This window comes from Xanthomonas bromi, from assembly GCF_900092025.1.
Taxonomy (GTDB): Bacteria; Pseudomonadota; Gammaproteobacteria; order Xanthomonadales; family Xanthomonadaceae; genus Xanthomonas; species Xanthomonas bromi.
In genome coordinates, this window is the sequence record NZ_FLTX01000064.1 from 1 (window position 1) to 12,189 (window position 12,189).

The following is a 12,189-nucleotide window of genomic DNA, read 5'->3' on the forward strand; positions in this document are numbered from 1 at the left end:
CGGCAGTGCCGGGGTTTTTTTGTATTGACACCTCTCGGGTATTCCGACCAAGGACTCTTGAAGGTTTTGACTGCATCCAAACCAAGCGGCGACTCGAAGCGGTCTTCTCGAATAGCGCGCGGATGGACCGGTTGAAGAGCCCCTAATAGGCTGCTTCGTTGCAGGGTCCTTGCTCGCCTACCGTCGCGGGACACGCTGCCAGTACGTCCTTGTAAGCTCTTACGCGGCATCCATGCCGCGTAAGGTCCCGCGACGGTAGGCGGGCAAGGACCAATCACGATGGTCGGTGCGCACAGGTTCTAACAAAGCAATCAGCAAACTGCGCGACGCGGTGTGCTCGCTCTTCAACAAGCGACCAGCACCCTGTGTAGTGCGGTGCCCTCGCCGATTGCAGGACCGTTGGCGGCATAGATGCCGCCACCGAACCCCCAGGGATGGGTTCACGGCGTGTCCCGCGAGCGGTGAGGACAACGCGCCCTCGACCAACCAGACCAGAGCCAATTACAGCGATCGGCATGCATCACTTTCAATAAAACGTCGGCCAACTCCCCAACCCGTTGAGGACACCGCGCCGCGACCAACCAGCTTTGGGGCCGTGCTTGCGGCCCCCCCCCCGGAGACTCAGATGCCCGGCACGCGCACGCCAGTGGACCCACGCACCACGCAACGCCCGGTCATGACCATGCGGCGGATCGGCAATTGCGGGTTGCTTAGGCGTTCCAGCAGCAGCGACATTGCGGCGCGGCCCATGTCTTCCACCGGTTGTTCGACCACGGTGATGCCCGGCTCGACCAGGTCGGTCCAGCGCTCATTGTCGAAGCCGGCCAGGGCCAGGTCCTGCGGCAGGCGCAGGCCGGCGGTGCGTGCGGCCTTCAGCGCGCCCATCAGCAGCAGACTGTTACTGGAGACGATGGCCTCGGGCCGGTTGTCGTTGGCGAGCCATCCGCCCAATTCGGCGATCGCCGCCTCGGCGGTGGGCGCCACTTCGCGGTAATCCGGTTCCAGCCCCTGCGCGCGCATCGCGGCCACATAACCGTCGCGGCGCTCGGCCGCGGTGGTGCTGGTGCTGCCGAAAAGCCCGCCAATGCGCCGATAGCCCTGCGCCTGCAGATGCGCTACCAGCTCGGCCATCGCTGCGCCGTTGTCCAGCACCACGCTGTCGTAGCGACCACCGGGGCCGGCGCGGTCTACGAGCACGGTGGGGTAATCCAGGGATAGCTCATGCATGCGCCCCACGGTGACGCGGGTCGGCGCAAAGATCAGCCCGGTGATGCGCTCTTCCTGCATCAGCTGCAGATACAACGCCTCGCGCTCGGGATCTTCATCGGTATTGCACAAGGTGACGCGCATACCGGCACGGTAGGCGACTTCTTCCACCGCGCGAATCAGCGCCGTGAAGTACGGATTGCGGATGTCGGCCACGATCACCCCAAGGATGCCGGACTGCTGCGAACGCAGCCGCCGCGCCATCAGGTTGGGCCGATAGCCGGTCTGGCGCACCGCTGCTTCGACCTTGGCACGCACATCGTCGCTGACCGGGCCGGTGCCCAGCGCGCGCGACACCGTGGACTTGGACACTCCGGCCACACGGGCCACGTCATTGATGCTGATACTCACTGGGACCGTTCCCGCTCGATTTGCGCACCTTGACCCAGGCGCCGTGCCAGTCTGGATGCTAACCCGAACGCACTACAAGGTTTTTGTGCAGTGCACATTGACGTTAAGTGTGGGAACGTTCCCACTATACTTCCCAGCCCGACCTCATCCGGAGCCCGCCTTGTCCTCTCCGTCGCTCGCCCCCGTCACCCCCGACCTTGTGCGCCTGCGTGCGTCTGCCCGCGACAAGGACGACGCCATCGCGCAGGCCGCCCAGCTGCTGGTCGCGGCCGGTTGCGTCGCGCCGGGCTACGACGCCAGCATGCGGCGCCGCGAAGGCCTGGCGAACACCTTCCTGGGCCACGGCCTGGCGATCCCGCACGGCGTCGGTGAAGACCGCCATCTGGTGCGCCGCGACGGCATTGCGGTGCTGCAGCTGCCCGACGGCGTGGAATGGAACCCCGGCCAGATTACCCGGCTGGTGGTCGGCATCGCCGCGCAGTCCGATACCCACATCACCTTGCTGCGGCGGCTGACCCGGTTGATCCAGGACCCGGCCCAGCTCGACGCGCTGTTCAGCACCGACGACCCCGATGTAATCGTCGCCGCGCTGACCGGCGACCGCGCACCCGACACCAGTGCCGCCCCGGCGACGGACCTAGCCGAAACATTCGAGTGGACGATTGCGTATCCCAGCGGCCTACACGCGCGCCCGGCCACCCGCTGGGCCGAGACCGCACGTGGCTTCTCGGCCCGTGCACAGGTGCGTGCCGGCGACCAGGCCGCCGATGCCAAGAGTCTGGTCGGCCTGCTGCAGCTGGGCCTGCGTGCCGGCGACAGCATCACCGTCTCGGCCGAAGGCGGCGATGCGGGGGCCCTGCTCAAGCGCCTGCGTGCGGTGATGGACAGCCTCACCGCGCAGGAAAAAGTCGATGCCGAACGCGCCGCGCAACGCCGCGCCGCCCCGGTGGCCGGCTGGACCCCGCCGCAGGCGCAGCCGGCCATCGTCGGCATCGGCGCCAGCCCGGGCGTGGCGATCGGCATCGTGCACCGCCTGCGCGCGGCGCAGACCGAGGTGGCCGATCAACCGGTCGGCCTGGGCGACGGCGGCGCGCAGTTGCACGACGCGCTGACCCGTACCCGCCAGCAGTTGGCGGCGATCCAGGACGACACCCAGCGCCGGCTCGGCGCCTCGGACGCGGCCATCTTCAAGGCCCAGGCCGAACTGCTCAACGACACCGATCTGATCACCCGCACCTGTCAGCTGATGGTCGAAGGCCATGGCGTGGCGTGGTCGTGGCATCAGGCGGTGGAACAGATCGCCTCCGGCCTGGCGGCGTTGGGCAACCCGGTGCTGGCCGGCCGTGCGGCCGATCTGCGCGATGTCGGCCGCCGCGTGCTCGCCCAACTCGACCCGGCCGCCGCTGGCGCCGGTCTCACTGACCTGCCAGAGCAGCCGTGCATCCTGCTCGCCAGCGACCTGTCGCCGTCGGACACCGCCAATCTGGACACCGCGCGCGTGCTCGGCCTGGCCACCGCACAAGGCGGGCCGACATCGCACACCGCCATCCTCTCGCGTACGCTCGGCCTGCCGGCGCTGGTCGCAGCCGGCGGCCAACTGCTGGATATCGAAGACGGCGTCACCGCCATCATCGACGGTAGTAGCGGGCGGCTGTACATCGATCCGTCCGAGCTCGATCTGGACGCTGCGCGTACCCATATCGCCGAGCAGCAGGCCATCCGCGAGCGCGAAGCCGCGCAGCGCGCGTTGCCGGCGGAAACCACCGACGGTCACCACATCGACATCGGCGCCAACGTCAACCTGCCCGATCAGGTCGACATGGCGCTGACCCAGGGTGCGGAAGGCGTGGGCCTGATGCGTACCGAATTCCTGTTCCTGGAAAGCGGCCGTACGCCCAGCGAAGACGAACAACACGCCACTTACCTGGCAATGGCGCAGGCCTTGGATGGCCGCCCGTTGATCGTGCGTGCACTGGATATCGGTGGCGACAAGCAAGTCGCGCATCTGGAATTGCCGCACGAAGAAAACCCGTTCCTGGGCGTGCGCGGCGCGCGTCTGCTGCTGCGTCGCCCAGACCTGCTGGAGCCGCAACTGCGTGCGCTGTATCGCGCCGCCAAGGACGGGGCGCGGCTGTCGATCATGTTCCCGATGATCACCTCGGTGCCGGAGCTGATCGCGCTACGCGAGATCTGCGCGCGCATCCGCGCCGAGCTGGACGCACCGGAAGTGCCGATCGGCATCATGATAGAAGTGCCGGCCGCCGCCGCGCAGGCCGATGTGCTGGCGCGCCACGCGGACTTCTTCTCGATCGGCACCAACGACCTCACCCAGTACGTGCTGGCGATCGACCGCCAGAACCCGGAACTTGCCGCCGAAGCCGACAGCCTGCACCCGGCGGTGCTGCGCATGATCCGCAGTACGATTGATGGTGCGCGCAAACACGACCGTTGGGTCGGCGTGTGCGGCGGCCTGGCCGGCGATGCGTTCGGCGCCAGCCTGCTGGCCGGCCTGGGCGTGCAGGAATTGTCGATGACGCCCAACGACATCCCGGCGGTGAAGGCACGCCTGCGCGGTGCGTCGCTGAGCCAGCTACAGCAGCTCGCCGAACAGGCGCTGGCCTGCGAAACCGCAGAGCAAGTGCGTGCGCTGGAAGCCAAGCGCGAGGACAAGGCATGAGCCTGCAGGCCATCACCGTCACGCTGAATCCGGCAATCGACCAAACCATCCGGCTCGACAGCCTGCAGCCCGGCGCCGTGCATCGCGCCAGCAGCGTGCGTAACGACGCCGGCGGCAAGGGCATCAACGTCGCCGCCTGCCTGGCCGATTGGGGCACCGATGTCGCCGCACTCGGCGTGCTCGGCGGCGGCAATGCCGGCGTGTTCGAAGCGCTATTCCGCGAACGCGGCATCGTCGACCATTGCCAGCGCGTGGCCGGCGAAACCCGCACCAATCTCAAGCTGGTGGAAGCGCGCAGCAACGACACCACCGACATCAACCTGCCCGGCCTGCAACTGACCGGCGCGCATCTGCAAGGCGTGGCCGACCAACTCGCCCCGCTGCTGCGCCCCGGCCTGCCGGTGGTGCTGTCCGGCAGTCTGCCGGCCGGCCTGCCCGACGACAGCTGGGCGCAGCTGCAGGCCCAGGCCAGCGCGGCGGGCGCACGCGTGCTGCTGGATACCAGCGGCGCGACGCTGGTGGCGGCATTGGGCGCTGCCCGCGAGGCCCTGCCGTACGCGGTCAAGCCGAATCGTCATGAGCTGGAAGCCTGGACCGGCCGACCGCTCGCCGACCGCGCCGCACTCAGCGCTGCTGCGCACGAACTGATCGCGCGCGGCATCCAGCTGGTGGTGATTTCGATGGGCACTGACGGTGCGTTGTTCGTGCAGCGCGACCAGCGACTGATCGCGCGTCCGCCACGGCTGGCACAGGGCAGCAGCGTTGGCGCGGGCGATGCGATGGTGGCCGGCCTGGCCGCCGCGCTGCTGGATGCGGCCACCGATCTGGAGCATTACGCGCGGTTGGCCACGGCGTTTTCGATGTGCCGGTTGGAAAGCGGCGACGCGCGCCGGATCACGGCCGATGGCGTGCACCGCGCCGCAAGCCAGGTCGTGATCGAGATGCTGTCGTGAGCCCCTGTTTGCCGCCGCCGCGCTCCAACGGACGCATGTCCACGCCTGGTGCCATGCGTGTGCGCAACTCCGGCCTGCGCCACCCGCGCGCGTAAGCCTTGCCTATCCCCCCGCCGGCCACCCGGCGACCGCAATACAGCAGGAGTTTTCCAATGTCCTCTTCCATCGTGGTCATCGCCGCCGGCGAACGCAGCACCGAGGCCGTCCTGGCGGCCGAAGCGCTGCGCCGTGCGGCCACCGCCGCCGGCCATAGCGTGACGGTCGAAATCCGCAGCGACCAGGGCGTGCTCGGCGCACTGCCGACCGAACTGACCAACGGCGCTGCGCAAGTGCTGATCGTCGGCGATGCCGATGCCGACACCGCGCGCTTCGGCGACGCGCAACTGCTGCATCTGAGCCTGGGCGCGGTGCTGGACGACCCGTCCGCAGCAATCAGCCAGCTTGCCGTCACCTCCAGCGCTGGCGCAGCGTCCGCTGCGGACGGTGTGTCCTCCAATGCCAGCAAGCGCATCGTCGCCATCACCTCCTGCCCCACCGGCATCGCGCACACCTTCATGGCCGCCGAAGGCCTGCAGCAGGCCGCGAAAAAACTCGGCCACCAGATGCGCGTGGAAACCCAGGGCTCGGTGGGCGCGCAGGACGCGCTGACCGACGAGGAAATCCGCGCGGCCGATGTGGTCATCATCGCCGCTGACCGCGAAGTCGATCTGGCCCGCTTCGGCGGCAAGCGCGTGTTCAAGAGCGGCACCAAACCGGCGATCAACGATGGCCCGGCGCTGATCAACAAGGCACTGGCCGACGCCAGCGTGCATGGCGGCGCCGCGCCTGCCACCGGCACGGCCGCCAGCGCCACGGCGAACAAAGGCAGCGGACGCACCGGCGCCTACAAGCATCTGATGACCGGCGTCTCTTTCATGCTGCCGTTCGTCACCGCCGGCGGCCTGTTGATCGCGCTGGCCTTCGCGCTCGGCGGCATCTATGCCGGCGACGATGCGCACCAGGGCACATTGGCCTGGTCGCTGTTCCAGATCGGCGCCAAGGCCGGCTTCACCCTGATGGTGCCCGCGCTGGCCGGTTACATCGCCTACTCCATCGCCGACCGCCCCGGCATCGCGCCCGGCATGATCGGCGGGCTGGTCGCAGCCAATCTCAACGCCGGCTTCCTTGGCGGGATTATCGCCGGCTTCATCGCCGGCTACGGCGTGGCCGCGCTCAACCGCTACATCCGCCTGCCGCGCAACCTGGAAGGTCTCAAGCCGGTGCTGATCCTGCCGGTGCTGGGCACCCTGCTGGTCGGCCTGGCGATGATGTACGTGTTCGGCCAACCGGTGGCCGATCTGCTGGCTTGGCTCACCACCTGGCTGCGCGGCATGCAAGGCAGCAGCGCATTGCTGCTCGGCCTGCTGCTTGGCGGCATGATGGCCTTCGACATGGGCGGGCCGGTCAACAAGGCGGCCTATGCGTTTTCCACCGGCCTGATCGCCAGCCAGGTCTACACCCCGATGGCGGCTGCCATGGTGGCCGGCATGACCCCGCCGCTGGGCATCGCGCTGGCGACCTGGGTGTTCCGCAACCGCTTCACCGCCGAAGAACGCGGTTCGGCCACCGCAGCCAGTGTACTCGGGCTGGCCTTCGTGACCGAAGGCGCCATCCCGTACGCCGCGCGCGACCCGTTGCGCACCATCCCGGCATTGGTGATCGGCTCGGCGGTGGCCGGCGCCATCTCGATGACCGCCGGTGCCGAATTGAAGGCGCCGCACGGCGGCATCTTCGTGCTGCTGATCCCCAACGCCGTCACCCACCTGCTCAATTACGTGCTCGCCCTGGCGGTCGGCGTGGTGGTCACTGCCATCGCGCTGCGCCTGCTCAAGAAGCCGGTTGCCGACGTCATCGCCTGATGCACCAACGGTGGCATGGACCTGCCACCGCACCCGACGCGCCGGAGCTCTATCGCGCATTCGCCTGACCTGCTTCTCCCGCTGCGCCGCCAGCGGCTTGCCCACCCACTTGCTGTCGCGTTCGCCATCACGACCACGCCCTTCTGTCCGGAGTCCTGCCATGACCGTCCTCGCCCCCCGCCGTGCCCGCCCCCGCCTGCTGTGCCTGTCGCTGACCTTGGCACTGGCCCCATTCGCCCACGCACAAGACGCCGCCGACGCCTTCAAGCTCAAGCTGGGCTACACCGGCGAAGCGGCATCCATGATCGACGGCGGCCGCAAGAGCGGCGACGCCTACGCCGGCCAGCTGATGGTCGGCACCGATGTGGACATGGACCGCCTGTTCGGCTGGAACGGCGCCACGGTGAAGTTGTACGTCACCAACCGCCACGGCACCAACCTGGCCAACAGCAGCATCGGCAACAGCACTTCGGTGCAGGAAATCTACGGCGGCCAGGGCACGCGCCTGGCCAACTTCACCCTGCTGCAGAAGCTCTTCAACGACCGCCTGGAGCTGGAAGCCGGCCGCAGCGTGGCCAATACCCACTTCCTCGGCTCGGATCTGTGCCAGTACTTCCAGGGCAACTCGGCCTGCGGCAACCCCACCTTCGTCTTCCGCACCAGCAACTTCACCTACTGGCCGGTCTCCAGCTGGGCCGCAGACGCCACTGCGTGGGTCACGCCCAAGGTCTATGCGCATGTAGGCGCGTATGAAGTGAACCCGGTGCAGGCACAGGACGGCCAGCACGGCCTGAAGTGGAGCACCGACGACACCACTGGCGTGGTGGTGCCCTACGCCATCGGCTACAAGAACAAGGGCGGCGACGGCACGCTGGCGGCGATGTACGAACTCGGCGGCTGGCAGGACAACTCCGACTACACCGACCCGCTGCGCGACCGCAACGGCAACCCGGCCGTCCTCAGCGGCCTGGGCTATGAAAACAAGCAGGGCCGCTCGGGCCTGTTCGCCCGCTTCGAGCAGCAGGTGACCAACCCCGACCCGTCCGGCACGCGCGGCCTCACCGTGTTCGGCGCCATGCTCAAGAGCACCGGCGGCCAGGCCATCGAAGACCATTTCGTGCAACTGGGCCTGGTGCAGAAAGGCACCTTCGCCAGCCGTCCGCAGGACAACATTGCGTTTGTGATCACGCAGCAAAAATACAGCGACGAAGCGATCGAAAACCTGCGCCTGGCACGCGCCTCCGCTGGCGGCACCGGTACCCCGGCCGACAACCAGATCATGATGGAGCTGAGCTACGGCATCCAGGTCACCAAGCAACTGCGCATCGCGCCGAACCTGCACTACGTGATCAACCCCGACCAGTTCAACGAACCCGCCCGCACCAACGATCTGAAGAACGCGTTGATTGCGGGCATGCGGATCGACTGGAATCTGTAAGTTCAAGAAGTCTGCAACCGCGCTGCATTACCTGATCGGCGCGAATGGTTGCATCGCATGCATTACATGCATCGCATCAGGCGCGATGCATCGGGTTGAATCCGGCTACCAGGTCTACTGCATTCAGTCGGCAGGCCCGATGCGTCATGCTGGCAACCGCGCGCCTGCATCCGATGGCACATGATTGACCGATGCTGATCGCGCAAGCGCGCAGCCAAACACTGGAAACCTCGTAACATCGCTGAGGTGCCAACGCGAGCACATCAGAAATCTACGTAAATCATGTTTATCTAGGGAACCTCTGAACAACGCGCCACAAAAGCGCGACACTATGGGTTCGGAGTGAGGAGGCATCCATGCAACTGACGTTCGGTGACGCCGAAGGCCTGGGCAAGCGCAAGCAGACCCGGCGCGAGATATTCCTTTCCGAGATGGAGCGCATCTTGCCGTGGAAGCCACTGGTTGCCTTGGTCGAGCCGCACTCTCCGGTATCGGGGCGACCCGGTCGGCAGCCGTACGCACTGGCGACATCGTCGATGCGACGCTGATCGCTGCGCCCAGTTCGACCAAGAATGCAGATCGTGCGCGCGACCCTGAGATGCATCAGACCAAGAAGGGCAACCAATGGTATTTCGGGATGAAGGCGCACATCGGCGTTGATGAATTTTCCGGGTTGGTGCATCACGTGTGTTGCACGGCCGCCAATGTTGCCGATGTCACTGCGACCCACGCGCTCCTGCACGGCAAAGAAGACAGCGTGTTCGGCGACAGCGGCTATACCGGAGCGGACAAACGCGAAGAACTGCAGCGCTGCGAGGCTGCATTTTTCATTGCCGCCAAGCGTTCGACGATTCAGTCCATCGGCAACAAGCGCGAGCGTGCTCGGGAAGAGCGTTGGGAACACTTCCAGGCCAGCGTGCGCGCAAAAGTGGAGCATCCGTTTCGCGTGATCAAGCGCAAGTTTGGCGACATCGCGGCCTGGCCAAGAACACCGCACAGGTGCTGACCTTGTTTGCGCTGTCGAACCTGTGGATGGTGCGCCGGCACTTGCTGCCGGCCCGGGGATAATGCTGCCTGGCGGCAGCCAAAACCGCCAGAACGTTGCAGGAATCGCACCCGACACAGAGTCTTGCGCGTCACTGACATGCAAGAAGCTGGATTTGAGGGGTTCGGTGAGTTGTTCAGACCATCCCTAGGCGATGCACTGCACGTACTTGGCTCGCCGCCGGCTACAACCTGCGCTGGCTGCTGCGCTGGATCGCCTTTTTGCGTCCCTGGATGCGGGCGATGGCAGGGGCATCCTTGAACCTCGTGCAGCGGTCGCCGCTGACCTTTGGTGCTTGAAGGGGGTTTTTCAGGGGCGACTACGGAGAGCACATCCTTTCTCGCATTCATGGAAATATAGATCCCGTCACTGTATGAAGTCGAAAGCTACATATATTATCCTTGCGCAGTTCAATCCGCTTATATCAATAGCTTAAAGGAGATTTAGCTATGCAAGGCATTACTTCTAATGGATTTCTTTTGCCTGTTCTGATTGCAGTATCCGTGGGTTTAACAGGATGCTCTGCCAACTTTACGAAAGCTCGAGTATACGGGGAGTGCTCAAATCGTGCGGGTGGGGGTGGGGAATGTAAAGTGGGTGCGGAAGCAACATGGGAACGCGGGGGTCGAATGATCGCAATGGCGATGGATCTCATGAACATTGCGGCAGATGCGCAGAGCTATGAGCTGGATACTTCAGGATCCACGATTCCGTATCCAAGCCGAGGAAACTTCGTCGTTACGTTTTCAAATTCAGCAACAGGCGCTGTGCAGGCAAGTCGCGTGTTTTCATGGGTAAAAGTTGGAACCTTTTTGAAAGCCGAAGACCCTAACGCCATCAACGACTGGGCGTATGCCAATTCAAGTAATGCGGACAAAATCACTTATGATGTTGTTCGGTTTCGCTCGAATTATGCGGCTGGACCGCAAGTCATTGCCGGACAATCGAAGTACGAGGGAAGCACGCAGGCTACGTACTCGGTCGCTTTCGATGGGACTTCTTGTCCGCGCGTTCCTACTCCGACCCCTTGCAACAACAATTGATTCGATAAAACTGTCAAGAGATTTTTTTCTGGTCATGTCGCTCATGTGGTCACGGTTGATACGTCATTTCTGGCTTGCTGGATTGGTGATCGTGTTGGGCAGCTGCCGGTCATTTCCAAACATTCCCGACGGCGTCAGCGTGGAAGGATTCAATCTGATTTCCGTAAGTCGATTGGGCCTTTTGACTTATGTCAAGACGGACATGTACCTACCCAGCAGGAATAGAGAGGGGCGCCCACATGGCGCCCTGGTCTTAAGTGAATTTCGGTGCACTGCCGATGGCCTGAATATCAAAGTATCCATGCAAAACCAAAAGCCCGACATTGCGCGCTATTGCATTGCGATTGAAGGTGCTCTTCGTCAGGTGCTATCTCTCTACAAGCAACATCCAGTCTCTATTCACATGTATCTGCTCCCAGCAGGAACTGGATTCAAAAATAGTAAATCATCATTTCGCTTCAGTGGCGCCACTCTTAGCTTGGCTGCACCTGTATTTACCGATGATCAAAGAAGTCTTGGAAATATTGTGGATCTAGTGTCACACGAAGCATTTCACCTTGCTGGATATCTGTCGGGAGATACCCGAGCAGCTGATGAACGAAATGCTTACTGGATGGGCTTATGCTCGCAGCTTCAGGTACTTGGACAAATTAAAGCGGAGAACCTGCCCGGTGGAGCGATTGCAGCGAACAACCAAGTCCTCGCCGGATCCTCGTCGGATGCTTCTTTTGTTCGACGTGAAGTGTGGCCGTTTATTTCCGAGAATAAAATTCAGAAAGGCACATCTGGCGGACAGTCAATGGAAATAGCTTGCAATCATCGTTTTTCCAACGTTTTGCGAGTTCAATAAATTCTGCTGCCCACACCCTAGGGAACCTCTGAACAACGCGCAACAACTGCGGGACAGGAGTGAGGAGGCATCCATGCAGCTGACGTTCGGTGACGCCGGGGGCCTGGGCAAGCGGGTAATCCCCCCACAGGTTAGCTGACGCCAGAAGTGGAATTTTCTCGTACCCTTTTCTGAGGAGGTTCCATGAAGACATCCGGTAATCCCCCCGCTTTTAGCGGACTCCAGAAGTGGAGTTTATGCAGCCATCGCCAGTTTCATCGCTGGCGTGATGCCGCCTAGCGCCATGTTCGGGCGCTCATGGTTGTACGTCCATAGCCAGCGCGTGGCCTTGGCCTGCACCTGCTCGATGGTGTCGAACAGGGTGCGGGCCAGCCAGGCGTAGCGGACCGTGCGGTTGTAACGTTCAACGTAGGCGTTCTGTTGTGGCTTGCCCGGCTGGATGTGCTCGATGCGGATGCCGTTGCGTTCCGCCCACGCCAGCAGTGCTCCGCTGATGTATTCGGGCCCGTTATCGCAGCGAATGATGTGTGGCTTGCCGCGCCACTCGATGACCTGCTCCAACGATCGTGTTGATCGATTCCGGTTCTGCTAGCGGTTCGGGCTTATCGCGCACAAGTCGCTTCTTCGGTTTAATCCGCAAGTTCAACTCCAACTCCCGGTAGATCCGC

The 12,189-nt window shown here is 64.0% G+C and carries 7 protein-coding genes and 3 pseudogenes; 8 read left to right on the forward strand and 2 right to left on the reverse strand.

Annotation, left to right across the window (positions count from 1 at the left end; all coding sequences use genetic code 11):
• Nucleotides 1-621: 621 nt before the first annotated feature.
• Complete coding sequence (locus XBLMG947_RS18005) at nucleotides 622-1,617, reverse strand: LacI family DNA-binding transcriptional regulator (RefSeq protein ID WP_065469968.1); 996 nt, start codon at nucleotides 1,615-1,617, stop codon at nucleotides 622-624.
• Nucleotides 1,618-1,777: 160 nt separating this feature from the next.
• On the opposite strand from XBLMG947_RS18005, the gene ptsP reads away from it, so the two are divergent.
• The 8 genes and pseudogenes from ptsP to XBLMG947_RS23270 all read left to right on the forward strand — a co-directional run bounded on the left by ptsP (nucleotide 1,778) and on the right by XBLMG947_RS23270 (nucleotide 11,521).
• Nucleotides 1,778-4,294, forward strand: coding sequence for a phosphoenolpyruvate--protein phosphotransferase (gene ptsP / locus XBLMG947_RS18010; RefSeq protein WP_065469969.1), 2,517 nt, complete (start codon nucleotides 1,778-1,780; stop codon nucleotides 4,292-4,294).
• A complete protein-coding gene (gene pfkB, locus XBLMG947_RS18015) occupies nucleotides 4,291-5,247 on the forward strand; it encodes a 1-phosphofructokinase (protein ID WP_065469970.1) in 957 nt (318 codons plus the stop codon). The genes ptsP and pfkB overlap by 4 nt, the downstream gene beginning before the upstream one ends.
• Before the next feature lie 152 nt (nucleotides 5,248-5,399).
• Nucleotides 5,400-7,145: a PTS fructose transporter subunit IIC gene (locus XBLMG947_RS18020; RefSeq protein ID WP_065469971.1), complete on the forward strand. Its 1,746-nt coding sequence runs from the start codon at nucleotides 5,400-5,402 to the stop codon at nucleotides 7,143-7,145.
• 160 nt (nucleotides 7,146-7,305) lie between these two features.
• Complete coding sequence (locus XBLMG947_RS18025; RefSeq protein ID WP_065469972.1) at nucleotides 7,306-8,583, forward strand: carbohydrate porin; 1,278 nt, start codon at nucleotides 7,306-7,308, stop codon at nucleotides 8,581-8,583.
• 356 nt (nucleotides 8,584-8,939) lie between these two features.
• Nucleotides 8,940-9,651 (forward strand): annotated as a pseudogene (locus XBLMG947_RS18030) (IS5 family transposase).
• Between the two features lie 615 nt (nucleotides 9,652-10,266).
• Entirely contained in the window at nucleotides 10,267-10,671 is a 405-nt protein-coding gene (locus XBLMG947_RS22865) for a hypothetical protein (protein ID WP_139074424.1), read from the forward strand.
• Between the two features lie 34 nt (nucleotides 10,672-10,705).
• A pseudogene (locus tag XBLMG947_RS18035) lies at nucleotides 10,706-10,928 on the forward strand (hypothetical protein).
• 44 nt (nucleotides 10,929-10,972) lie between these two features.
• On the forward strand, nucleotides 10,973-11,521 hold the full coding sequence (locus XBLMG947_RS23270) for a hypothetical protein (protein ID WP_167352044.1): 549 nt from the start codon (nucleotides 10,973-10,975) through the stop codon (nucleotides 11,519-11,521).
• 234 nt (nucleotides 11,522-11,755) lie between these two features.
• On the opposite strand, the pseudogene XBLMG947_RS18040 reads toward XBLMG947_RS23270, so the two are convergent.
• Nucleotides 11,756-12,189 (reverse strand): annotated as a pseudogene (locus XBLMG947_RS18040) (integrase core domain-containing protein); the annotation flags it as partial.

Excerpts from the sequence above, each read along its gene's own strand:
- pfkB (WP_065469970.1), top strand. The coding sequence starts at position 4,291 with ATGAGCCTGCAGGCCATCACCGTCACGCTGAATCCGGCAATCGACCAA.
- XBLMG947_RS18020 (WP_065469971.1), top strand. The coding sequence starts at position 5,400 with ATGTCCTCTTCCATCGTGGTCATCGCCGCCGGCGAACGCAGCACCGAG.
- XBLMG947_RS18025 (WP_065469972.1), top strand. The coding sequence starts at position 7,306 with ATGACCGTCCTCGCCCCCCGCCGTGCCCGCCCCCGCCTGCTGTGCCTG.
- XBLMG947_RS22865 (WP_139074424.1), top strand. The coding sequence starts at position 10,267 with ATGGCGATGGATCTCATGAACATTGCGGCAGATGCGCAGAGCTATGAG.
- XBLMG947_RS23270 (WP_167352044.1), top strand. The coding sequence starts at position 10,973 with ATGCAAAACCAAAAGCCCGACATTGCGCGCTATTGCATTGCGATTGAA.